Genomic DNA, 22,246 nt, shown 5'->3' on the forward strand with positions numbered 1-22,246 from the left:
GGCCGCCACTCCTCGCGCCGCCTCGCAGGGCGTCTGCCGTCCCGCGGCGTCGCTCGCGTCAATCCACGACGAGGGCGCCGTGGGCGCGGGCGACCTGGACGGCCTGCGCCAGGTCGAGCCGCACGCCGGTCAGCTCGAACGCCCGCCAGTCGACCGCGTCGGTCGAGGCGCCGCGCAGGTCGGCCCCGCGCAGCTTCGCGCCCTGCAGCCGGGCCCGGTCCAGGTCGGCGCCGGTGAGGTCGCACTCGCGCAGGTCGGCACCGGTCAGGTCGGCCTCCCGGAACCGCTGACCGGCCAGCACGAGCCCGGAGAGGTCGGCGCCGCGCAGCGACGTCCAGCTCCAGTCGCCGTCGATCGTGGTCATCGGGCGCAGCTGCGCGCCGGGGAACTGCGAGCCGGTGAGCTTGCAGCCGTCCCAGGTGACGTCGAACAGCCGGGCGCGGTCGAAGCGGCAGGAGAGGAACGCCGTCCCCAGGTGCTGGGCACCGCCCATCCGCACCCCGGTGAGCACGCACGAGTCGAAGACGCACCGCCGGGTGACCAGCTCCTCCAGCCCGGCGTCCTCGAAGCGGCAGCGGGTGAAGGTGACGCCGTCGAGCTCGGTGCCCCACCAGTCGACCCGCGCGAGGTCCGCGCCCTCGACGACGGCGCCGGCCTCGGGCGGCGTCAGGTGCGGGCGGGACGTGTGACGTGGCCCCGTGCAGGGACCCGCGCCGAGCTCGCGAGGTGTGGGGGGCACGGGGTCCTTCCTCAGTGGGCGAAGTGGCGGGTCCCGGTCAGGTAGAGCGGGATGCCGGCGGCGGCCGCGGCCGCGACGACCTCCTCGTCGCGCACCGACCCGCCGGGCTGCACGACCGCCCGGACGCCGGCGTCGAGCAGCACCTGGAGACCGTCGGCGAAGGGGAAGAACGCGTCGGAGGCGGCGACCGAGCCGGCGGCCCGCTCCCCCGCCCGCGCGACGGCCAGCCGCGCGGAGTCCACCCGGTTCACCTGGCCCATGCCGACGCCGACCGTGGCCTTGTCGTGGGCCAGGAGGATGGCGTTGCTCTTCACCGCGCGCACCGCGCGCCAGGCGAACACCAGGTCGTCGAGGCCGGCGGCGTCCAGCGGCTCGCCGGTGGCGAGGGTCCAGGTCGTGGGGTCGTCGCCGGGAGCGTCGATGCGGTCGACGCTCTGGAGCAGCAGCCCGCCGCTGATCGGGCGCATCTCGGTCGCCGGCGGGGCCACCTCGCCCAGCCGCAGCAGCCGGATGTTCTTCTTCGCGGTGAGCACCTGCAGCGCGTCCTCGGTGAAGGACGGCGCCACGACGACCTCGGTGAACACCTCGGCCACCTGCTCGGCCATGGTGAGGTCCACCTCGCGGTTGGCCGCGATCACGCCGCCGAAGGCCGAGACCGGGTCGCACGCGTGCGCCTTGCGGTGGGCCGCGGCGATGTCGGTGCCGACGGCGATGCCGCAGGGGTTCGCGTGCTTGATGATCGCCACGCAGGGGTCGGCGTGGTCGTGCGCGGCCCGCCAGGCGGCGTCGGTGTCGACGTAGTTGTTGTAGGACATCTGCTTGCCGTGCAGCTGCTCGGCGTGGGCCAGCCCGGGCCGGCCGCTGCGGTAGAGCGCCGCCCGCTGGTGCGGGTTCTCGCCGTAGCGCAGCACGTCGGCGCGCTGCCAGCCGGCGGCGACCCAGGCCGGGAAGCCCGAGTCGTCGTCGGGGGCGACGACGTTGCCCAGCCAGGAGGCGACGGCGATGTCGTAGTCGGCGGTGTGCCGGAAGGCCGCCGCGGCCAGCGACTGCCGCTCGGCCAGGGTGAAGCCCCCGGCGGCGACGGCGGCGAGGACGTCGCCGTAACGGGCCGGGTCGACGACGACGGCCACCGAGGGGTGGTTCTTGGCCGACGCGCGGACCATGGCCGGCCCGCCGATGTCGATCTGCTCCACGCACTCGTCCTGGCCGGCGCCGGAGGCCACCGTCTCGGTGAACGGGTAGAGGTTGACGACGACGAGGTCGAACGGCGCGATGCCGAGCTCCCCGAGCTGCTGCACGTGCTCGGGCCTGCGACGGTCGGCCAGGATGCCGGCGTGCACGGCCGGGTGCAGCGTCTTGACCCGCCCGTCCAGGCACTCGGGGAAGCCGGTGACCTGCTCGACCGGGGTGACCGGCACCCCGGCGTCGGCGATCCGGCGGGCGGTCGCGCCGGTGCTCACCAGCTCGACGCCGGCGTCGGCGAGACCGCGGGCCAGCTCCTCGATGCCGGTCTTGTCGTAGACGCCGAGCAGGGCGCGGCGGATCGGGGTGCGGTCGCTCATCGGGGGTCCTCCGTGGTCTCGGTGCCGAGGCCGGTGACCACGCGCGCCACCGTCTCCACCAGGAGCTCGCGCTCCACGTCCTTGATCCGTTCGTGCAGCCGGGCCTCGTCGTCCCCGGGGAGCACGGGCACCTCCCGCCGGGCGAGCACCGGTCCGGTGTCGACGCCGGCGTCCACCCAGTGCACGGTGCTGCCGGTGACGTCGACGCCGGCAGCGAGCGCGTCGCGGACGGCGTGCGCGCCGGGGAAGGCCGGCAGCAGCGCGGGGTGGGTGTTGAGCAGCCGCCCGCCGAAGGCGTCGAGCACGGCCGGGCCGACGATCTTCATGAACCCGGCGGAGACGACCAGGTCGGGCCGGTGGGCGGTGATGGCGGCGGCCAGCGCGCGGTCCCAGGCGACGCGGTCGGGGTGGTCGCACAGCGCGCAGGTGAAGGTGGGGATGCCGCGGCGCCGCGCGTGCTCGAGCCCCGGGGCGTCGCGGTCGCTGCCGACGGCGACCACGGTGGCCGGGTACCCCGGGTCCTCCGCGGCGGTCAGCAGCGCCTCGCACAGCGACCCGGTCCCCGAGAGCAGGACGACGACCCGCGCCCGCGCGGAGGTCTCGGGAGCGGGCACGGCAGCGACCCTATAAGGACCCCGTCCTCCTCATCCCTCGCACGCTCGGGACGAGCTCCGGGACGGGGCCGGCGCGGGATGGGCGCCGGGGGACCTCGTTCAGCCGAGGGCCCGCCAGCGGGTGACCGCGGCCGCGACCGCGGCGGCCACACCGGCCTGTAGCGCCACCGCCAGCCCGGTCGCGACCGGTGGCGCGCCGACGTCGGCCAGCGCGCCGTCGCCGAGCGAGCCGCCGGCGGCCCAGGCGAGCAGTCCGCAGGCCAGGCCGAGCAGCACGCCCGACAGCACACCCCACAGCCCGGCGACGACCGAGCCGCCGTCGTCGTCGCCCAGGCGTCGGCCGAGCGTCGCGCCGGCGACCAGGCCGGCGAGCGCCGGCACCACCTGGGAGGCGAAGGCCAGCAGCGGCACCGCCTGGGTGTCGGGCAGCGCGGCCAGCAGGGGCAGCGCCGGCACCGCCTCGAGGGTGACGCCGTGCACGGAGACGAGCGTGCCGCTGCCGACGGCGAAGCCCGGGCCGGCGGCCACGCCGATCGCGGCTGCGGCGGCGTTGGGCAGCAGCAGGACGCCGAGCACCAGGAGCCCGACCGCGCCGGCGCCGGACCCGCCGAGGGACCGCGACAGCGCCGCGTAGCCCCCGGCGTCCGCGGCCAGGGCCACCGCCACCATGAGCAGGCCGAGGGCGACGGCGGTCAGCAGCCCGGACGCTGCTGCGCGCAGCAGGGGCCGCACCGGCTCCGGCGCGGAGTCGAGGAGGTCGTCGAGCAGGCCGGAGTCGCGAGCGATCCCCCAGCCGACGGCGAGCAGGGCGACCACGGCGCTGCCGATCGCGGACCGCACCAGGTCGACCTGTGCCCCCGGGGTGGTGACGAGCAGCCCGACGAGCACGGCGAGCAGCGTGTGCGTCCCGACCGCCGCGGCCACGACCGCGGCCAGCGACCGCCCGACGGTGAGGTCGCAGGCGCGGACCACTCCGCGGCCGGCACTGGACAGGCCCCAGGCGACGACCAGGGTGAGCAGCAGCGGCGCCAGCACCAGTGGACCGGACCGGAGCGTCAGGCCGCCGCCCTGGGCCAGCAGCCACAGCCGACCGGACAGGCGCGCGGAGCCGGCGACCGGCATCCCACCTGCCGGGTCGAGCGTCTGCACCACCACCGAGGCGAGGCCCACGCCGAGCAGGCCGAGCACGGTGACGGCGGCGGTCGCCACGGCGGCGAGGACGGGGGCGTTCGCCGGGGTGCGGGTGCCCGGGTCCCGCTGCCCGGGCAGGCTCAGTCGGGCGAGCAGGGAGACCACGCCCCCACTGTCCCAAGGGCGGGCCGGGATCGCCGCAGCACGCGCCCGGCTGATCCGAGGATCGGCGTGAGGAGGGCTACGCGGACGGGTCGGACCCCGTGCCCGAGGCGGTCGAGCCGCCCGGCCTGCGGGGATCCCGGTCGCCCCCGGACGGCGGTGTCGCGGGGCCCGGCGGGGTCGACGGGGACTGCTCCGGGGCGGACGGCGCGGCGTGCGGCGGCTGCTGCTGGCCGTACGGGGCCGGCTGCCACGGCTGACCGGTCTGCTGGGTGGGCCAGGACGTGCCACCGGGGGTCGTCACCGGGCGGCTGTGCGGCTGGCGCAGCAGGGTCAGGACGGCGACCACGACGGCGGCGGCCGCGGTGAGGAAGGTCAGCAGCGCGAACGGGCTGAACCCGCCCTCGAAGGTGCTCAGCCACCCGACGAGGGTCAATAGGAGGGCCAGCGAGGTCAGGCCGACGGTGACGAAGCCGCGCGGGAAGGGCAGGCCGAGGTCCACGACGGCGGGCAGCAGGGACCACGCCGCGGCGAGGACGAGGAGCACGGCCGCGGTGGTGACCAGGCTGAAGTCGAAGCCGTTGATCGACTCGGAGAACCCGAACCCGAAGTCGAAGGTGAACCACGGCAGCGCCGCGGAGAACAGGAACGCCACGGCGCACAGGGCCACCAGCCAGTCGCCCCGGTACACCCGCTTGCGGTCGAGGCCGACCTGCGGTCCGCTGCGGGCCGGCGGCGCCCACGGCTGCTGGGCCGGGAGCTGCTGCCCGTACGGCTGCCCCCAGGGCGTCTGCTGGCCGTACGCCGGCTGGCCCCACGGGGACTGCCCGTACGGCGGCTGGCCGTGGGGCTGCGGGTACTGCGCAGCGTGGCCCGGCTGCCCGTAGCCGTACCCGGGCTGGCCGTAGCTCGGCTGTCCGTAGCCGGGCTGTCCGTAGGGTGGCTGGCCGTAGGCCGCGCCGTAGCCGGGCTGCTGGCCGTACCCCGGCTGGCCGTAGGACGGCGGCTGCTGCCCGTACCACGGCTGCGCCTGCTCCGGCGCGGACTGCCCGCCGTCCGGACGCCGCGCGTCCTCGCCCTCGCCCGGCTGGTGCCCGTACCCGCCCGGCTGCTGCGGCGGCTGACTGGTCATCGCGGGGCGCTCCTCGGTCGTGGCCTGGTGACTGCGCGGATGGTGGACACCGGCCCGCAGCCCGTGCACTCGCGGCGGGCCCATCATCCCCCGTCCGGGTGCGGGCGAGACGCAGGGACGCCGCTGCCCGGCGACCCCGAGGGGCCACCGGGCAGCGGATGACGTGCTGGAACGGCCACCCTCCAGGGTCCCGCCGCCCCCGTCCCAGGCTCGCCGCCGGCCCCGTCCCGGGTCCCGCCCGAGCGCGCGAGGGGTGGGGAGGACGGGGTCCTCCCCACGAGCCCTGGGGGGTGGTCCTCTCAGGCGCCGACGATCTCGCGCATCAGGCGGGCCGTCTCCGACGGGGTCTTGCCCACGCGGACACCGGCGGCCTCGAGGGCCTCCTTCTTGGCCTGCGCGGTACCGGCCGAGCCCGAGACGATCGCGCCGGCGTGGCCCATCGTCTTGCCCTCGGGCGCGGTGAAGCCGGCGACGTAGCCGACGACGGGCTTGGTGACGTTGGCCTGGATGAAGTCCGCGGCCCGCTCCTCGGCGTCGCCACCGATCTCACCGATCATCACGATGGCCTCGGTCTCCGGGTCGTCCTGGAAGGCCTGCAGGCAGTCGATGTGCGTGGTGCCGATGACCGGGTCGCCACCGATGCCGACGCAGGTGGAGAAACCGATGTCCCGGAGCTCGTACATCATCTGGTAGGTCAGCGTGCCGGACTTGCTGACCAGCCCGATCTTGCCCTGCTTGGTGATGTTGGCCGGGATGATGCCGGCGTTGGAGCGCTCCGGGCTGATCAGCCCGGGGCAGTTCGGGCCGATGATGCGGGTCGAGCCGCCCTGGGCGTGGGCCCAGAAGTAGGTCGAGTCGTGCACCGGGATGCCCTCGGTGATGACGACGGCGAGCCCGATCTGGGCGTCGACGGCCTCGATGACGGCGTTCTTCGCGCCGGCCGGCGGCACGAAGATGACGCTGACGTCGGCGCCGGTCTCCTTCATCGCCTCGGCGACCCCGCCGAACACCGGGACGCTGGCCCCGTCGAAGTCGACGCTCTGGCCGGCCTTCTTCGGGTTCACGCCGCCGACGACCGCCGTCCCCGAGGCCAGCATGCGCTGGGTGTGCTTGCGCCCCTCGGAGCCGGTCATGCCCTGGACGATGACCTTGCTGTTCTCGTTGAGGAAGATCGACATCTCTGTTGGTCCTGTCGTTCGGGGGCGATTAGGCGGCGAGCTCGGCGGCCCGGCGGGCGGCGCCGTCCATCGTGTCCTCCAGGGTCACCAGCGGGTGGTCGGCGTCGGCGAGGATCCGCCGGCCCTCCTCCACGTTGTTGCCGTCGAGCCGGACGACCAGCGGCTTGGTCGCCTCGTCGCCGAGCAGCTGCAGCGCGTGCACGATGCCGTTGGCGACCGCGTCGCAGGCGGTGATCCCGCCGAAGACGTTGACGAAGACGCTCTTCACGGCGGGGTCGGACAGGATGATGTGCAGCCCGTTGGCCATGACCTCGGCCGAGGCGCCGCCACCGATGTCGAGGAAGTTGGCCGGCTTGACGCCGCCGAACTCCTCACCGGCGTAGGCGACGACGTCCAGCGTGCTCATCACGAGCCCGGCGCCGTTGCCGATGATGCCGACCTCGCCGTCGAGCTTGACGTAGTTGAGGTCCTTCTCCTTGGCCGCGGCCTCCAGCGGGTCGGCGGAGGCGGCGTCCTCGAGCGCAGCGTGCTCGGCGTGCCGGAAGCCGGCGTTCTCGTCCAGGGTCACCTTGGCGTCCAGCGCCAGCACGGTGCCGTCGGGGGCCTTGGCCAGCGGGTTGACCTCGACCAGGGTGGCGTCCTCCTTGGCGAAGGTGTCCCACAGCTGGACGGCGATGGCGATCACCTGGTCGCGGACCTCGGCGGGGAAGCCCGCGGCGTCGACGATCTCGGTGGCCTTGGCGGTGTCCACGCCGACCGTGGCGTCGACGGGGATGCGGGCCAGGGCCTCGGGGCGCTCGACGGCGAGCTGCTCGATCTCCATGCCGCCCTCGACGCTGGCCATGGCCAGGAAGGTGCGGTTGGCGCGGTCGAGCAGGTAGGAGAAGTAGTACTCCTCGGCGATGTCACTGGCCTGGGCGACCATCACGCGGTGGGTGATGTGGCCCTTGATGTCCAGGCCGAGGATGTCCTGGGCGCGCGCCCGGGCGTCCTCGGCGCTGTCGGCGAGCTTGACGCCGCCGGCCTTGCCGCGGCCACCGGTCTTCACCTGCGCCTTGACGACGACGGCGGTGCCGATCTCGCGGGCGATCGCCTCTGCCTGCTCGGGGGTCTCGGCGACGCCGCCGGGGAGCACGGGCACACCGTGCGAGGCCAACAGGTCACGGGCCTGGTACTCGAAGAGATCCACGAACAGGCACCGTATCCCCCGCCGGACGCGGCCCGTGCACCGGCGCAGGGAGGGTGGGCGGCATCACACGACGCCGGCCACCGGAGTCCCCCGACGGCGCAGAGCCGCGGCCGTGCGCCGGTCCGCCACCGTCCCGACGACTGCCCTGCTCACCGCGGGGGTGACCACGGGCGCGGCCTCGGGGTGCTGGAGCCGGCGCTCCCGGTTCCCCGCCGACCTGCCGGCGCAGCCAGTCGGCGATCCCCGTGGGCGGGCTGCCGGGCGGGAAGAGCCGGGTGCGGCCGGGCAGGTCGGCGTCCGGGCCGCAGGCGAAGACGGCGACGTCGTCGACGCCGCGGTCGGCGAGCAGCGCGACCAGCCGGGCGAGCAGCACCGGCGCGTCGCCGGGGAGCACGGGCAGGCCGACGGCGTCGGCGTCCTCCTGGACGACGGTCTCGGCGAGCGCCTCCGGGAGGAGCCGGCCGGCGTGGACCACCTCCATCCCGGCGTCGCGCAGGCCGCGGGCGACGCTCATGATGACGCGGTCCGCGTCCTCGTCCCCCCAGGTGGCGACGACGACGCGGATGCGCTGCTCGCCGGCCGGCTCGGGTGCGGTCACCGGGCCGGCGCCCGGCGCAGCCGCCAGGCCAGCACCGTGAGGACGACGTAGCCGACGCCGGCCAGCAGCAGCCCGGCACCGGGCAGCGTCCACTCCAGCTCGTCGGACACCACGGCGTCGCGCAGGCCGCCCAGCCCGGCGGCGAAGACGACGGCGGCGATGGCGAGCAGGCCGCCGACCGCGGCCAGCCGAGGCCGCAGGGAGGGGGCCAGCACCGAGCACAGGACGACGGTCCCGGCGAGGAGCAGGCCCCCGAGCAGCGCCAGGCCGGGACGCTCGAGCAGCCCCTGCGGGCCCTCCTGCTCGACGACGACCTGCAGGCCGGTGGTCGGGTCGGTGACGAGGCGGTCGGGGAGGTCGGCGGCCGGCAGCACCAGGCACAGCACGGCGCCCACCCCCAGCACGGCTGCGGCGCCGGCGAGCGCCGGGCGGACGGGGTCGAGGGTGCCGGCGTCGTCCATGACGGTGCGCCCCCAGGCGGCCACCCCCAGGACGCCGGCCAGCACGGTGAGCCCCAGGGCGACGACGCCGAGCACCCACCCGGGCCCGACGTCGACCGAGCTGGTGAGCACCCGCTGGCCGGCGATCACCTCGATGCCCGGCCGGATGGTGGAGGTGCTGGCCCGGTAGAGCTCGATCAGCAGCAGCCCCAGGGCCAGCGCGCCGCCGATCCCGGCGTAGGCGAGGCCGAGGCGCGGCACCCGGCCGGCGGCGAGGCCGCCGCCGACCGCCGCGGCGGTGAGGGGCACCAGCAGCCCGGCGAGCAGGCTGAGCGCCCCGGCGGACTGGGACACCTCGGTGCCGCCGACGACGAGGTAGGTCGGGAAGAGGGCGGCCGCCCCGGCGAGGCCGGCGAGCACGAGCAGCACCCCGGTGACGCGAGCGAGCACCGGCGGGTCGCCGACGACCAGCCCGTCGGCCGGCACTGCGGCGGCGGGCTGGGGCGGGCGGCGGGGTCCGGCACGACGGGCGGAAGGGCGGGCCGTCCTCCCCTCGGGGCGGGTCGAGCGGTCGCGGGTCGAGCCATCGCCGGCCACCACGGTTCCCCCTTCGTCTCGATCACGAACTGGCCTCGGCGCGTGGCGTCGGTGTGACGAACACCACAACGCCGCTTTACCGTCAGGTGAACTGGGGTATCCCGGTGAGGTCGTCGTCCCCGCCGGGACGAGCCTGATCAGCGGTCCCGGACGGGGAGGAACGATGCGCCCACTCAGCGACCCGGAGTCCGATCCAGCGTCGCACACCGACGCCGGCGCACCGGGAGCGCCACGGCACCCGGTGCGGTCGCTGATGAGCCTGGCCACGCTGACCGGCGGGCTCACCGAGCTGGCCCTCGTCGGGGCCCACGCGCTCATCTACCCGCTCGGCACGCGCACCGAGCAGCTGCGCCCCGACCCGCGGTGTCGCCCCGGCGAGCAGCCGCCCGCGGTGCGCGCCCTGTTCGCCGCCGACCCGCTGGCCGCGCGCGTCCCCGTCGTCCTCGTGCACGGTCTGATCGACAACCACTCGATCTTCGCGGTGATGCGGCGCAGCCTGCGCCGCCGCGGGTTCACCTCCGTCTGCTCCTGGAACTACAGCCCGCTGCTCGCCGACGTGGCGCGCGGCGCCGCCGACCTCGGCGAGCACCTGCAGCGCGTCTGCGAGCAGACCGGGCACGAGCGGGTGCACGTCGTCGGGCACAGCCTCGGCGGTCTGATCGCCCGCTACCACGTGCAGCGCCAGGGCGGCGACCGGCACGTCGAGTCACTGGTGACGCTGGGGACGCCGCACCAGGGCTCGGTGCTCGCGCACCTGCTGCCCACCCCGCTGGTGCGCCAGCTCCGGCCGGGCTCGCCGGTGCTGCGGGAGCTCACCGAGCCCGCGCCGGGCATCCGCACGCCGGTGACCGCGATCTACAGCGACCTCGACCAGGTCGTCCTCCCCACCAGCGCCGGGCGGTGCGACCACCCGGACCTGCAGGCCCGCAACGTGCTGGTGCGCGGCATCGGCCACATGTCCCTGCCCTTCCACCGCAACGTCCTCGACGAGGTCGCCGCCACCCTCGCCGGCCACCGTCGGCCGCGCACCCACGCCCCCGCACGGGCCGCCGTCGCCTGAAGAAGGCCCCTCCTGCCCCCACCCGGCCCCGTCCAGGGCACCGCCGCGAGCTCCCGAGGGGCGGGGAGGACGGGGCCCTCCACCTGCAGGGGGGCCGTCCCACGCCCCCCGCCCGCCACACCCGTCCCGTGTGGCGGCCGGTCGTGCGCTGTGGCACCGCCACCCCCGTCACACCCGTCCCACCCGGCGCAGCCGTGTCGACACCGGGTGTCGGTGACCCCTCGCGGAGCTGACTGATCGTTACGGTCCGATCACGGAGCCGGTACCCACCGGCAGGCGTCCCCGGACGCCCCCGCCGCCGTCGCTCCCCCGACGGGTCGCCCCCGCGGCACCCGCTCGGGGAGGCGCTCCCGAAGAAGGTGCCCCGTGACCCGCTCGACCGGCCCCGCGCTGCTGGAGCGACCGCGCACCGACGACGGGGCCGCCACCGGCGCCATCCCCGCCGTCCCCGCAGTTCCCGCCCTCGTCGAGACGGCCGAGGCGCCGACCGCCGAGGCCCCTGGTCCCGACACCGCCGAGCAGCCCGCCGACGGCCGGCGACGCCGCCTGCCCCGCCCGCCGGGCCGGCGCGGCCCCGTGTGGCTCGCCGCGCTCGTCGCCGGCGCCGTCGTCGCCGCCCTGCCCAGCACCCTCGGCAGCGACACGGCCGGGCTGTCGGTCAGCGCCGCCGACTACGGCCTGGGCGTCGCCTCCGACGTCGGCTTCAGCGGCGACCTCGAGGACGCCGGTGTGCGCCGCGGCATCACCGAGGCCGAGGCCCAGGCCCGGCTCGGCGAGCTGGCCGCCTCCCGCGCCGCCCGGGAGCCGAAGACCGTGCTGCCCACGCAGGGCCGGCTCACCACCTGCTTCTGCATGCGCTGGGGAACGATGCACTACGGCATCGACCTCGCCGGGCCGCTCGGCACGCCGATCCACTCGGCCACCGACGGCGTCGTCATCCGCGCCGGCCGCGCCTCCGGCTACGGCAACGCCGTCTACATCCAGGACCCCGACGGCAACGTCCACGTCTACGGCCACATGCGCTACTACGACGTCCAGGCCGGCGACATCGTGCACGCCGGTGACCAGATCGCCGAGATCGGCAACGAGGGCCAGTCCACCGGCCCGCACCTGCACTACCAGATCCACCGCGGCGGCATGACCGGCCGCCCGATCGATCCGCAGGAGTGGCTCGCCGAGCACGGCGTCGTCATCTGAGTCCTGCGTCCAGCGCCCTCTGCCGGTGTTCCTCGTGGGTTGCCGGTGCCGTAGGACCGGTGACCCACGAGGAACACCCGCTCAGCACACCGTCCGTCCTGGCCGTGGGTGACCCTGGCAGTGCCGGGCGGGCCTACAGCTTGACGAGGGGCGCGTAGCGGAGGACCAGGCGCTTGGTGCCACCGGAGCCGAAGTCGACCGTGGCCTGGGCCTTGTCCCCCACGCCGTTGACCTCGACGACCGTGCCCAGCCCGAACGCATCGTGGCTGACCCGGTCCCCGACCTCGACGGAGATGACCGCCCGGTTCCCCGTGCCGCCGCGCAGCCCGCCGGTGGACAGCCCGGTGGCGGCCACCCGCTGCTGCGCCGACCGGTAGCCGGTGCTGGGCGCGGGCGTCGGCTCCTTGCCCGACCACTGCACCGTGTCCGGCGGCAGCTCGTCGAGGAAGCGGGACGGCGGGTTGTAGGCCGGCTGCCCCCAGCTGGTGCGCACCGTGGCCCGCGAGATGAACAGCCGCTGCTGCGCCCGCGTGATGCCCACGTAGGCCAGGCGGCGCTCCTCCTCCAGCTCGCGCGGGTCCCCGAGGGCGCGCAGGTGCGGGAAGACGCCGTCCTCCATGCCGGTGAGGAAGACGACCGGGAACTCCAGCCCCTTGGCCGTGTGCAGCGTCATCAGCGTGACGACGCCGGCCTCGTCGCCGGCCACGGGGATCTGGTCGGCGTCGGCGACCAGCGACACCTGCTCGAGGAAGTCGGGAACCGAGCCGCCCGGGTTGGCCGCCTCGAACTCCGCGGCCACCGAGATGAGCTCGTTGAGGTTGTCGACGCGGCCCTCGTCCTGCGGGTCGGTGCTGGCCTCCAGCTCGGCGAGGTAGCCGGTGCGGTCGAGGATGCTCTCCAGCAGCGCGGCCGGGCCGGAGCCGGTCTCGGCCAGCTGCTCGAACTCCTCCAGCAGCGCGACGAACTCCTGGATCGCCTTGAGCGACCGCGGCGCCAGGGTGGTGACCTCCGAACACCGGCGCAGCGCCGACCCGAACGCGATCCGCTCCCGGTCGGCGAAGGACTCGATGCAGGACTCGGCCTTCTCGCCGATCCCCCGCTTCGGCACGTTGATGATGCGGCGCAGGCTCACGACGTCGGCCGGGTTGGCGACCAGCTTGAGGTAGGCCAGCGCGTCGCGGACCTCCTTGCGTTCGTAGAAGCGCACCCCGCCGACCACCTTGTAGGGCATGCCGACGCGGATGAACACCTCCTCGAACACACGGGAGGCGTTGTTGGTCCGGTAGAAGACGGCGATGTCCCTCGGCTTGGCCTCCCCCTCGTCGACCAGCGCGTCGATCTGCTCGGCGACCCAGGCGGCCTCGTCGTGCTCGTTCTCGGCGACGTAGCCCTCGATCAGCTCGCCGTCGCCGGCGTCGGTCCACAGGTTCTTGGCGCGGCGACCGGTGTTCTTGGCGATGACCTGGTTGGCGGCCTTGAGGATGCGCTGCGTGGAGCGGTAGTTCTGCTCCAGGAGGATCGTCGTGGCCTGCGGGTAGTCGCGCTCGAACTCGTCGATGTTGCGGATCGTCGCGCCGCGGAAGGCGTAGATCGACTGGTCGGCGTCCCCGACCACGCACAGCTCGGCCGGCGGGACCGGGCCCTCCCCGGTGCCGACCAGCTCGCGGACCAGCACGTACTGCGCGTGGTTGGTGTCCTGGTACTCGTCGACCAGGACGTGCCGGAAGCGGCGGCGGTAGTGCTCCGCGACGTCCGGGAAAGCCTGCAGCAGGTTGACCGTCGTCATGATCAGGTCGTCGAAGTCCATGGCGTGCGCCTCGCGCAGCCGCCGCTGGTAGAGCGTGTAGGCCTCGGCGAGCACCTTCTCCGGCGCCGTCCCCGGGACGTAGCTCTCCTCGTCGATGAGCTCGTTCTTCAGGTTCGACACCTGGGCGGCCAGGCTGCGGCCGGGGTAGCGCTTGGCGTCGAGGTCCAGGTCGCGGGCGACCATGGTCATGAGCCGCACCGAGTCGCCCTGGTCGTAGATCGTGAACGACGACTTCAGGCCCAGCTTGGCGGCCTCGGCGCGCAGGATGCGCACGCACATCGAGTGGAACGTCGACACCCACATCGCCCGGGCGCGCGGGCCGACGAGCGCGGCGACGCGCTCCTTCATCTCCCCGGCGGCCTTGTTGGTGAAGGTGATCGCCAGGACCTCGCCCGGCTGCACGCCGCGGGCGCCGAGCAGGTAGGCGATCCGGTGGGTGAGCACCCGGGTCTTGCCCGAGCCGGCGCCGGCGACGATGAGCAGCGGGCTGCCCTCGTGGACGACGGCCTGCCGCTGCGGCCCGTTGAGGCCGGCGAGCATGCGGTCCAGCTCCCGCCCCACCGAGCCGGACGCCGAACGCTGGAGGGACGCGGTGCCCGGGAGGGCCTGCTGGACGCTCATCCCGGGGTCCCCACGGAGACGTGGAGCGCCAGCGGAGCGTTTGTGTGGGGTGGGTTCATGACCACACCACTGTAGTTCGGTCGGGGGACACGGCCCGCCGTCGCGGACCGCCGTCACCAGGAGTCGCGCTGGCTCCCGCCGTCGGCGCTGTGGCACACTCGCCGACGTGCTGCTCGCCACCGTCAGCTTTTACTACGGCCACCGGGATCCGGTGTCCGTCACCGCTGGCTGAGCAACCGCCGCAACAGACGCCCCGGGCCCGAGGAGCCCGGGGCGTTTCTCGTCCTCGGGGTCCGACGGCCACCGCCCCGCCCCGGAGGACCCCGATGACCGCCACGCTCCCCACCACTCCCGACGCCGACGAGCGCATCGCCGAGCTGCGCGGACGGATCGACGACTGCGACGCCGAGATCATCGCGCTGGTGCAGCGCCGGCTGGCCGTGTCCCGGGAGATCGGCGAGCTGCGCCGCGCCGCCGGCGGCACCCGGCTCTCACTGGCCCGCGAGCAGCAGGTGCTCGCCCGCTTCCAGGCCGCGCTCGGCCCGGACGGCGCCGCGCTCGGCATGATGCTGCTGCGCCAGGGCCGCGGCCGCCTCTGAAGGAGGACCCCGTCCTCCCGCCCCTCGCAGGCTCGGTACGGGGCTCCGCAGCGGGATGTTCACCCGCGGCGCTGGTCGGGTGGCGGGAAGTCACCGTGGCGGTGGACCAGCCACCAGTCGTCCTCGATGCGCCTGAAGACGTGCGTGACGCGGATGGTGATCGGCTGGGGCTCCCCGCCGTCGACGCGGACCGTGCCCTGCTCGAGACCGACCGTGTAGGCGAGGTCGCCGCTGGCCTCGACCACCTCGTACCGCGGCACGAATTCACCGTCGCTGAACCGGCTGCCGACCCACTCGAAGGTCCGGGTGACGGCGTGGTGCCCCTTCTCGATCGGCCCGAAGGCACCGAACAACGTCACGTCCGCGGAGTCGGCCCAGCAGGCCGCGTACGGGCCGGGGTTCCCGGCTCCCATGGCCACCAGGCCGTCGGCGACGCGCTCCAGGGCCCGGGACAGTGCGGCGTCCACGGCCGCCTCCTCCCCCGGCGGACCACCGCAGGGTCCGCCGTGCAGCAGCCAGGGTCCTCGCGTCCCGCGCCCGGACGGAACCCGCGCCGGCGCGTCACGCCCGGCGCCGCCGTCCCGTCTCCATGAGCACCGACCCACGGAGAGGACGACGACCATGGCCCGCATCCCGCTCGACCCGCCCCGCACCCGCCTGTACCGCCTCGCCGAGTGGTACGCGCGCCGGACCTACGGCGTGGTGCCCGACCCGCTCGCGGCCATGGGGCACCACCCGCGGGTGCTCCTGACCGACGTCCGCTTCGAGACCTCGCTGGCCCGGTGGGACCGGCTCGACCGCACGCTGAAGGCCCTCGCCGTCATGGCCTCGGCCGTCGCGATCGGCTGCTCCTGGTGCGTCGACTTCGGGTACTGGATCAGCACCCAGGAGGGTGTGGACCCCGCCAAGCTGCGCGCCGTCCCGCGGTGGCGGGACAGCGACGTCTTCACCGACCTGGAGCGGCGGGTGATGGCCTACGCCGAGGCGGTGACGGCGACCCCGCCCGCCGTCACCGACGAGATGGTGGCCGAGCTGCGGCGCGACCTGGACGACGCCCAGCTGGTCGAGCTCACCATGATGGTGGCCGTGGAGAACGTCCGGTCGCGGTTCAACAGCGCGCTCGGGCTGACCAGCCAGGGCTTCCGGGACCGCTGCGAGCTCCCGGCCACGGCATGACCGCCGCGGACGCCGGCGCCGACCCGCTGGCGGCCTTCGAGCAGCACCGGCGGCTGCTGTTCACGGTCGCCTACCAGATGCTCGGCAGCGTCGCCGACGCCGAGGACGTCGTGCAGGACGCCTGGCTGCGGTGGTCGGCGACCGACCGGGCCGACGTCGCCGACCCGCGGGCGTACCTGGTGCGGATCACGTCCCGGCTGGCCCTCGACCGGCTGGGCTCGGCGCGCAGCCGCCGGGAGAGCTACGTCGGGCCGTGGCTGCCCGAGCCGCTGCTCACCGGGGGCGCGCCGGTCGCCGGCGGCGCCCCGCCACCGGACCCGGACGACGCCGCCGCGCTCGGGGAGCAGGTCTCGCTCGCGCTGCTGGTGGTCCTCGAGACGCTGTCCCCCGCTGAGCGAGCCGTGTTCGTCCTCCGGGAGGTGTTCGGTCTGCCGGCGGCGGAGGTGGCCGCGATCCTGGGCCGCAGCGAGGCCGCCGTCCGGCAGACGGCGCACCGTGCGCGGGAGCACGTGCGGGCCCGGCAGCCGCGCTTCGACACCGACCGGTCCACGCAGCGGCTGGCGACCGAGCGCTTCCTCGCCGCCTGCGCCGGTGGCGACGTCGAGGCGCTCCTGGCCGCGCTGGCCCCGGACGTCGTCCTGGTGACCGATGGCGGGGGCCGGGCGAAGGCGGCGCTGCGGCCGATCGTGGGCGCGGAGAAGGCGGCCCGCTTCCTCGTGGCGACCACCGCGCAGGGGCTGGCGATCCCCGGTCTGCACGTCGAGGTCGCCGAGGTCAACGGTGCCCCCGGCGTCGTCGCGTGGGTCGAGGGTGCGCCGTACCTGACGATCTCGCTGGTCCTGGTCGACGGACTGGTCGAGCAGGTGCTGGTCGTGCGCAACCCCGAGAAGCTGGCCGGCCTACAGAGGGAGGGCTGAGTGGCCACCCTTCAGGGGCCCACGCCGAGCTTGCGAGGCGTGGGGGGAGGGTGGTCCCTTATCTAGGCTCGCGCGGGTGACCTCACCGCAGACCCGCAGGCCCGCCGAGCACGTGGAGCGCGCGCTGTGCGTGCTCGCCCACCCCGACGACATCGACTTCGGCAGCGCCGGCACCGTGGCGACCTGGACGGCGGCCGGCACCGAGGTCACCTACCTGATCGTCACCGACGGCGACGCCGGCGGGTTCGACGACACCCCCCGCGACCAGATGGGGCCGCTGCGGCGGGCCGAGCAGGAGGCGGCCGCCAAGGCGGTCGGCGTCACCGACGTGCGCTTCCTCGGCCACCCCGACGGCCGGCTGGAACTCACCCTCGACCTGCGCCGCGACATCAGCCGGGTGATCCGCCAGGTCCGCCCGCAGCGGGTGCTGACCAGCTCTCCCGAGCGGATGTGGGACCGGATCGGCGCCAGCCACCCCGACCACATGACGGTCGGCGAGTCCACGCTGCGGGCCGTCTACCCCGACGCCCGCAACCCGTTCGCCTTCCCCGAGCTGCTCGCCGACGAGGGGCTGGAGGCCTGGACGGTGTCCGAGGTGTGGCTCACGACCAGCCCGCGCGCCGACCACGTCGTCGACGTGACCGACGTCGTCGAGCTGAAGTTCGCCGCGCTCAAGAGCCACGTCAGCCAGGTCAGCCACATCGACGACCTCGAGGGCTTCGTCACCGACTGGATGCGCCAGAACGGCCGCCGCCTGGGCCTGCCGCAGGGCCGGCTCGGCGAGAGCTTCCAGGTCGTGCACACGGCCTGAGCGATCGCCGGTACCGGCTGAGCTGTCCGCGAGATCTGCACACTGGTCGCCATCGGGGGCCTGATGGGCGCCGGTGTGCAGATCTCGCCGGACTCACAACAACCTGTTGGTCGCCGCCCAGCGGGTGAGCTCGTTGCGGTTGGACAACTGCAGCTTGCGCAGCACGTTCGACGCGTGGGACTCCACCGTCTTCACCGAGATGAACAGCCGCGAGCCGATCTCCCGGTAGGTGTAGCCGCGGGCCAGCAGCTGCATGACCTCCCGCTCGCGGGCGCTGAGCAGGTCCAGGCCGGGGTCGGTGGCCGGGTCCTCGCGTTGCGGGGCGGACGGCGTCGTCGCGGCGAAGGCGTCGAGCACGAACCCGGCCAGCCGCGGGCTGAACACCACGTCCCCGTCGGCCACGCGGGCGACGGCGTCGCGCAGGTCCGGCCCGGAGATGGTCTTGGTGACGTAGCCGCGGGCGCCGGCGCGGATGACGGCGATGACGTCCTCGGCCGCGTCGGACACCGACAGCGCCAGCCAGCGCACCGACGGCAGCTCGGCCCGCAGCGTCTCGAGCACCGCCCGCCCGCCGCCGCCGGGCAGGTGCACGTCGAGGAGGACGACGTCGGGCACGGTCGCCCGGATGCCCTCCACGGCACCCTCGACGTCGGCGGCCTCACCGACGACGTCCACCGCACCGCCGAGCTCCGCGCGCACACCCGAGCGCACCATGGCGTGGTCGTCGACGAGATAGACGCGGGTGCTCACGCGGCCGCCTCCTGGCGGGGCAGGCACAGCTCCACCTCGGTGCCCTCGCCCGGTGCCGAGCGCACCGTCGCCGTCCCGCCCAGGCGCGTCAGCCGGCCGGTCACCGAGTCCCGCAGCCCCCGCCGGTCGCCCGGCACCGCGGCCGGGTCGAATCCGGCACCGCGGTCGCGGACGAAGACCGCGACCCGTTGCGGCGAGACCTCGGTGTACAGGTCCGCGACGGCCGCCCCGGAGTGCTTGGCGGCGTTGACCAGCGCCTCGCGGGTGGCCGCGCCGAGGGCGGTGAGGGCGTCGTCCAGGGGTGCGTCGCCGACGACCACCGACTCGACGGTCAGCGCGTGGTCGGCCTCCACATCGGCCACCACGCCGGACACCAGCGCCGCCCAGGTGCCGCCGCCCACGGCCGCCGCCGGCTCGTAGAGCCAGGTGCGCAGCTCGCGTTCCTGGCTGCGGGCCAGCCGGGAGACCGCGGTGGCGTCGTCGGCGTGCCGCTGGATGAGGGCGAGGGTCTGCAGCACCGAGTCGTGCAGGTGGGCGGCGACCGCGGCCCGCTCCTCGGACCGGATCCGGGCGGTGCGCTCGGCCTCGCGCGAGGCCAGCAGCCGGCGCCACAGCGGCGCGGTGGCCAGCGCCACGCCGACCAGGATGACCAGGGTCGCGGCGAAGCCGTTGCGGGCGTCGTCCAGCTGCCCGGTCGTGACCAGCAGCAGCACCACGCCCGTGATGCCGAGGAGCACCCCGCCGGCGAGCAGCCACCGCACGCCGGGGCGGGCGAGCGAGCGGTCGGTGTCCAGCTGGCGCCAGATGACGGTCAGCCCGACCCCGACCAGCAGCAGCGGCAGGACGAGGTTGCCGCCGCCCCAGGTCCCGAGCTGGGTCACCAGGATGAGCGCGCCGAGGCCCAGCAGACCCAGGCCCAGGGCCTGCCGGCGGCTGGGCTCCTCGGCGGCCTCCTCCTCGACCGGAGCGGCGTCGACCTCGGCGACCGGCATGAAGAACCACAGCAGCGCGTAGGCCACCACGCCGATGCCGGCGGCGGCGAGCACGACGAAGGCGACGCGGACGACGAGCGGGTCGGCCCGCAGGTGCACCGCCGTCCCCGCGGCGACGCCCGCCAGCAGGCGCCCGGAGCGCGGGCGCACCAGCGGCGGCCGCACGGGCACGGGCAGGGTCGTGGTCACGGTGCCGATCGTCGCACTGGGACGGCGTTCCGCGGCACCGGGGAGCACCCCACGTCGCGGACCAGGGTCGGATGGGGGCGTTCCCCGATGGACCGCGCCGTCCGGCGTGAGGAGGGTCTGTGCCATGACATCCGCACCGCCTCCCGCTCCCCCGTCGGCGGACCCGCCGGCGGCCGCGTACACCCCGCCGCCCGGCCCACCGGTGCGGCCGCCGCTGCGGCGCAGCCGCAGCGACAAGGTCATCGGCGGCGTCTCCGGCGGCCTGGCCGAGTACAGCGGCATCGACGCGCTGCTGTGGCGGGTCGGCTTCGTCGCCCTGGCGCTGGCCGGCCCCGGCGTCCCGGTCTACCTGCTGCTGTGGCTGCTCATGCCGGCTGGTCCGGCGTCCGACGACGCCGGGGCCAGCCGCGCCCCCCGCATCGCCGGGCCCCGCTCGCCGGTGCCGGGGCTGACCCTCGCCGGGCTGCTCATCGTCGTCGGCTCGCTCGTCCTGCTCAGCCGCTTCACCGACTGGGACGTGGGCCCGCGCATAGTGCTCGGCACCGGGCTGCTGGTCGTCGGGCTCGGCCTGGTCGCCGCCGCCTTCTCCGGCGGACGCACGGCCAAGGGCGGGCTGATCACGCTCGGCATCGTCCTGTCCCTCGCGCTGGTGGTGGTCGCCGCCGAGCCGTGGCGGGGCGTCGAGGACGGCATGGGCGACCGCACCTACCGCCCGGCCGACGCGGCCGCCGTCCAGCCGGTCTACGACCAGGGGATCGGCGACGCGACGCTCGACCTCTCCCGCATCGACCTGTCCCGTCTCGACGGTCCGATCGTCACGAGGGTGGACGGCGGCGTGGGCAACGTCGAGGTGCTCGTGCCCCGCTCGGCCGACGTCCGGGTCGACGTGGACGGCGGCATCGGCAACGTCGACGTCCTCGGCCTCGGATCCGACGGCGGCTACTCCCCCGGCACCGGCTCCGCGTCCTGGACCGGTGACGAGGACCCCGAGATCGAACTGACCATCGACGCCGGTGTCGGTGACGTGGAGGTGCGCCGTGCCTGACTACAGCGAGTTCCCGACGACCCCGACCGCCTGGCAGGAACAGCAGCTGAGGGACTGGCAGATCGTGACCCCGCTGTCGACCGAGGACCCGCCCCGGCCCGAGCGCCGCGGCGTCGACCTCACCGCCCTCGTGCCGGGCCTGGTGTTCGTCGTCCTGGCGATCGTGCTGATGGCCGGCGCGGTGCTGCCGATAGGACTGGTGACCGAGGGCGGCCTGCTGTGGCTGGTCCTCATCGGCGGCGGCATCGCCCTGCTGGTGAGCGAACTGCGCAGGGCGCGCCGCAGGCGCTGACCCACTGGAAAGGCGAGGGCCCGGGAGCCGATCGGCTCCCGGGCCCTCGTGCGGGTCCGCATCGATCGACGGGCGGCGCGCCGGTCGAAGGAGCCGGGTCACTCCTGGAGGACGGAAGGCACCAGGGCGAACCCCTCTGCGGCGGCAGCTGCCCTCAGCTGCCGGTCGAAGGCCGCGAACGTCCGACACTCCGGGACGGCGTCCCGTGCCGCCAGAGCACAGGCCAGCTGCACGGCGTCGTAGGCACGCAGTCCGTGCACCGCGCACAGGCGAGCTGCCCGCTCGAGGACGGTGACCGTCGCAGTCACGGCCGAGAACCTCGGCGGGTCCGCCCCGGTGCCGGACCAGTCGGCCTCGAAGGCCGACGTCAGCAGACGCGCCGCGTCAGCGTGCAGGTCTCCGATGCGCTGCTTCCGCCAGATGGCCGAGGGCACCTCGACGCGCGCCAGTTGAGAGACGACGAGGCCGGACAGTCCGCGGACGGTCTCGTGTCCGGACTCGTCGGCATAGAGCTTGACCAGCGCGCTGGAGTCGGCGAAGGCCGTCACGTCCGGTCGGACGTGACGATGTCGGACAGCAGGGTGCCCCGACCGGCAGCCGCTCGTGCCTCTGCCACGGCGTCCGCGTCCGGGCGCCGACGCGTCTCTCCGGTCGAGGCCAGCAGCCCGGCGCGGGCCAGTCGCTCACGGATCCGCTCGGCGTCGTCTCCTGCCAGGTCGGGATCGGTCGCCGCGCCGAGGACCGCCACCACGTACTCGTTCATGCTCCGCCCGAGCCGGTTGGCAGCCGTGCGCACCCGATCGACGAGCTCGTCGGTTGTCCGGATGGTCAACTGGGCCACGCCTCCACGTTAGCAGGCATGCATGCATGCATGCCTGCACCGAGGCACCGGCACGGAGGTCAGAGCGTTCGGTAGTAGCGCACCAGCGGCAGGCCGGTGAACCCGTGCCGCTCGTAGAGAGCACGGGCCGGCGCGTGACCGTCGTCCCCGCCGGTGCCGATGACGGCGAAGGGCACCCCCCGCGCCCGCATCTCGGTCACCGCCCGCTCCAGCAACCGGCCCGCGATGCCCGCCCGCTGGTGCGCCGGGGCGACGGGGCGACGGGGCGACGGGGCGACGGGGCGACGGCGATCATCTCGACCTCCCCGACAGGGGTGGCGCCCTCCTCGGTCCACCGGACGGCGACGAAGCCGACCGGTGCGCCGTCGACGTCCGCGACCCACGCATCGAGCGACCGGCACACCTCGGCCACCGCCGCGGCCTGCGCCGTCCGCCAGTCCGGGTACACGAAGCGGTACGCCCGCGGACCCATGACCCGCTCGAAGCCGGCGAACACCGGCGCCCACGCATCGAGGGAGAACGCGACGACGGCGTCGACGTCGGCGTCGGTCAGCGGCCGGATCCCGACGTCCACGCCACGGATGACACCACGAGCCGGTGACGTGCT

25 protein-coding genes are annotated in these 22,246 nt (G+C 74.9%); 8 read left to right on the forward strand and 17 right to left on the reverse strand.

Annotation, left to right across the window (positions count from 1 at the left end):
• Positions 1 to 58: 58 nt before the first annotated feature.
• From BLS21_RS02385 to BLS21_RS02425, 9 genes are all read right to left on the reverse strand, one after another.
• Complete coding sequence (locus tag BLS21_RS02385; RefSeq protein WP_091213273.1) at positions 59 to 739, reverse strand: pentapeptide repeat-containing protein; 681 nt, start codon at positions 737 to 739, stop codon at positions 59 to 61.
• Between the two features lie 11 nt (positions 740 to 750).
• Positions 751 to 2,301 (reverse strand): bifunctional phosphoribosylaminoimidazolecarboxamide formyltransferase/IMP cyclohydrolase, encoded by a 1,551-nt coding sequence (purH, locus tag BLS21_RS02390; RefSeq protein WP_091213276.1) that lies wholly within the window; start codon positions 2,299 to 2,301, stop codon positions 751 to 753.
• Positions 2,298 to 2,915: a phosphoribosylglycinamide formyltransferase gene (purN, locus tag BLS21_RS02395; RefSeq protein ID WP_091213279.1), complete on the reverse strand. Its 618-nt coding sequence runs from the start codon at positions 2,913 to 2,915 to the stop codon at positions 2,298 to 2,300. The genes purH and purN overlap by 4 nt, the downstream gene beginning before the upstream one ends.
• A 99-nt stretch (positions 2,916 to 3,014) precedes the next feature.
• Positions 3,015 to 4,211: a cell division protein PerM gene (locus BLS21_RS02400; RefSeq protein ID WP_091213282.1), complete on the reverse strand. Its 1,197-nt coding sequence runs from the start codon at positions 4,209 to 4,211 to the stop codon at positions 3,015 to 3,017.
• Positions 4,212 to 4,287: 76 nt separating this feature from the next.
• The gene (locus BLS21_RS25475) at positions 4,288 to 5,340 is read right to left on the reverse strand and encodes a hypothetical protein (protein ID WP_217635939.1); all 1,053 of its coding nucleotides are present in this window, start codon (positions 5,338 to 5,340) and stop codon (positions 4,288 to 4,290) included.
• A gap of 299 nt (positions 5,341 to 5,639) precedes the next feature.
• Positions 5,640 to 6,518: a succinate--CoA ligase subunit alpha gene (sucD, locus tag BLS21_RS02410; protein ID WP_091213284.1), complete on the reverse strand. Its 879-nt coding sequence runs from the start codon at positions 6,516 to 6,518 to the stop codon at positions 5,640 to 5,642.
• Between the two features lie 28 nt (positions 6,519 to 6,546).
• On the reverse strand, positions 6,547 to 7,707 hold the full coding sequence (gene sucC / locus BLS21_RS02415; RefSeq protein WP_091213286.1) for an ADP-forming succinate--CoA ligase subunit beta: 1,161 nt from the start codon (positions 7,705 to 7,707) through the stop codon (positions 6,547 to 6,549).
• A complete protein-coding gene (locus tag BLS21_RS25480) occupies positions 7,679 to 8,305 on the reverse strand; it encodes a hypothetical protein (RefSeq protein ID WP_139176994.1) in 627 nt (208 codons plus the stop codon). Before BLS21_RS25480 ends, sucC begins: the two co-directional genes overlap by 29 nt.
• A complete protein-coding gene (locus BLS21_RS02425; protein ID WP_139176995.1) occupies positions 8,302 to 9,231 on the reverse strand; it encodes a hypothetical protein in 930 nt (309 codons plus the stop codon). The genes BLS21_RS25480 and BLS21_RS02425 overlap by 4 nt, the downstream gene beginning before the upstream one ends.
• A 274-nt stretch (positions 9,232 to 9,505) precedes the next feature.
• Here BLS21_RS02425 and BLS21_RS02430 point away from each other — a divergent pair, with 274 nt between their 5' ends.
• Both BLS21_RS02430 and BLS21_RS26125 read left to right on the forward strand, forming a co-directional pair.
• On the forward strand, positions 9,506 to 10,402 hold the full coding sequence (locus tag BLS21_RS02430; RefSeq protein WP_091213294.1) for an esterase/lipase family protein: 897 nt from the start codon (positions 9,506 to 9,508) through the stop codon (positions 10,400 to 10,402).
• A gap of 366 nt (positions 10,403 to 10,768) precedes the next feature.
• Positions 10,769 to 11,599: a M23 family metallopeptidase gene (locus BLS21_RS26125; RefSeq protein ID WP_091213295.1), complete on the forward strand. Its 831-nt coding sequence runs from the start codon at positions 10,769 to 10,771 to the stop codon at positions 11,597 to 11,599.
• 133 nt (positions 11,600 to 11,732) lie between these two features.
• On the opposite strand, the gene pcrA is transcribed toward BLS21_RS26125, so the two are convergent.
• Positions 11,733 to 14,027 carry a DNA helicase PcrA gene (gene pcrA, locus BLS21_RS02440; protein WP_091213298.1) on the reverse strand — a complete coding sequence of 765 codons (2,295 nt, stop codon included), beginning with the start codon at positions 14,025 to 14,027 and terminating at the stop codon, positions 11,733 to 11,735.
• 326 nt (positions 14,028 to 14,353) lie between these two features.
• Between pcrA and BLS21_RS02445 the strand changes: the two genes are divergently transcribed.
• Entirely contained in the window at positions 14,354 to 14,626 is a 273-nt protein-coding gene (locus tag BLS21_RS02445) for a chorismate mutase (protein WP_091213300.1), read from the forward strand.
• Between the two features lie 59 nt (positions 14,627 to 14,685).
• On the opposite strand, the gene BLS21_RS24475 is transcribed toward BLS21_RS02445, so the two are convergent.
• A complete protein-coding gene (locus BLS21_RS24475) occupies positions 14,686 to 15,093 on the reverse strand; it encodes a YybH family protein (RefSeq protein ID WP_175479369.1) in 408 nt (135 codons plus the stop codon).
• A 154-nt stretch (positions 15,094 to 15,247) separates the two neighbouring features.
• Between BLS21_RS24475 and BLS21_RS02455 the strand changes: the two genes are divergently transcribed.
• The 3 genes from BLS21_RS02455 to BLS21_RS02465 all read left to right on the forward strand — a co-directional run bounded on the left by BLS21_RS02455 (position 15,248) and on the right by BLS21_RS02465 (position 17,530).
• A complete protein-coding gene (locus BLS21_RS02455; RefSeq protein WP_091213303.1) occupies positions 15,248 to 15,802 on the forward strand; it encodes a carboxymuconolactone decarboxylase family protein in 555 nt (184 codons plus the stop codon).
• Positions 15,799 to 16,719 carry an RNA polymerase sigma factor SigJ gene (gene sigJ / locus BLS21_RS02460; RefSeq protein ID WP_091213306.1) on the forward strand — a complete coding sequence of 307 codons (921 nt, stop codon included), beginning with the start codon at positions 15,799 to 15,801 and terminating at the stop codon, positions 16,717 to 16,719. Before BLS21_RS02455 ends, sigJ begins: the two co-directional genes overlap by 4 nt.
• A gap of 76 nt (positions 16,720 to 16,795) precedes the next feature.
• On the forward strand, positions 16,796 to 17,530 hold the full coding sequence (locus tag BLS21_RS02465; RefSeq protein WP_091213308.1) for a PIG-L deacetylase family protein: 735 nt from the start codon (positions 16,796 to 16,798) through the stop codon (positions 17,528 to 17,530).
• A gap of 93 nt (positions 17,531 to 17,623) precedes the next feature.
• Here BLS21_RS02465 and BLS21_RS02470 read toward each other — a convergent pair whose 3' ends face one another.
• Positions 17,624 to 18,280 carry a response regulator gene (locus BLS21_RS02470; protein WP_091213312.1) on the reverse strand — a complete coding sequence of 219 codons (657 nt, stop codon included), beginning with the start codon at positions 18,278 to 18,280 and terminating at the stop codon, positions 17,624 to 17,626.
• A complete protein-coding gene (locus BLS21_RS02475) occupies positions 18,277 to 19,461 on the reverse strand; it encodes an ATP-binding protein (RefSeq protein ID WP_091213805.1) in 1,185 nt (394 codons plus the stop codon). Before BLS21_RS02475 ends, BLS21_RS02470 begins: the two co-directional genes overlap by 4 nt.
• Before the next feature lie 124 nt (positions 19,462 to 19,585).
• Between BLS21_RS02475 and BLS21_RS02480 the strand changes: the two genes are divergently transcribed.
• Entirely contained in the window at positions 19,586 to 20,506 is a 921-nt protein-coding gene (locus BLS21_RS02480; protein ID WP_091213315.1) for a PspC domain-containing protein, read from the forward strand.
• Complete coding sequence (locus BLS21_RS02485) at positions 20,499 to 20,798, forward strand: hypothetical protein (protein ID WP_091213319.1); 300 nt, start codon at positions 20,499 to 20,501, stop codon at positions 20,796 to 20,798. The genes BLS21_RS02480 and BLS21_RS02485 overlap by 8 nt, the downstream gene beginning before the upstream one ends.
• Before the next feature lie 98 nt (positions 20,799 to 20,896).
• On the opposite strand, the gene BLS21_RS02490 is transcribed toward BLS21_RS02485, so the two are convergent.
• Genes BLS21_RS02490 through BLS21_RS25490 form a run of 4 tightly spaced genes read right to left on the reverse strand, consistent with a single transcriptional unit; the run spans position 20,897 to position 22,213 of the window.
• Positions 20,897 to 21,346, reverse strand: a complete 450-nt coding sequence (locus BLS21_RS02490) for a type II toxin-antitoxin system VapC family toxin (RefSeq protein ID WP_091213322.1) — start codon at positions 21,344 to 21,346, stop codon at positions 20,897 to 20,899.
• Positions 21,343 to 21,639, reverse strand: coding sequence for a transcriptional regulator (locus BLS21_RS02495; RefSeq protein ID WP_091213325.1), 297 nt, complete (start codon positions 21,637 to 21,639; stop codon positions 21,343 to 21,345). The genes BLS21_RS02490 and BLS21_RS02495 overlap by 4 nt, the downstream gene beginning before the upstream one ends.
• Before the next feature lie 59 nt (positions 21,640 to 21,698).
• Positions 21,699 to 21,839: a hypothetical protein gene (locus tag BLS21_RS25485; protein ID WP_245699964.1), complete on the reverse strand. Its 141-nt coding sequence runs from the start codon at positions 21,837 to 21,839 to the stop codon at positions 21,699 to 21,701.
• Positions 21,836 to 22,213, reverse strand: coding sequence for a GNAT family N-acetyltransferase (locus BLS21_RS25490; RefSeq protein ID WP_217635941.1), 378 nt, complete (start codon positions 22,211 to 22,213; stop codon positions 21,836 to 21,838). Before BLS21_RS25490 ends, BLS21_RS25485 begins: the two co-directional genes overlap by 4 nt.
• Between the last annotated feature and the right edge of the window lie 33 nt (positions 22,214 to 22,246).

The sequence above is a fragment of the Geodermatophilus siccatus genome (assembly GCF_900103785.1).
Taxonomy (GTDB): domain Bacteria; phylum Actinomycetota; class Actinomycetes; order Mycobacteriales; family Geodermatophilaceae; genus Geodermatophilus; species Geodermatophilus siccatus.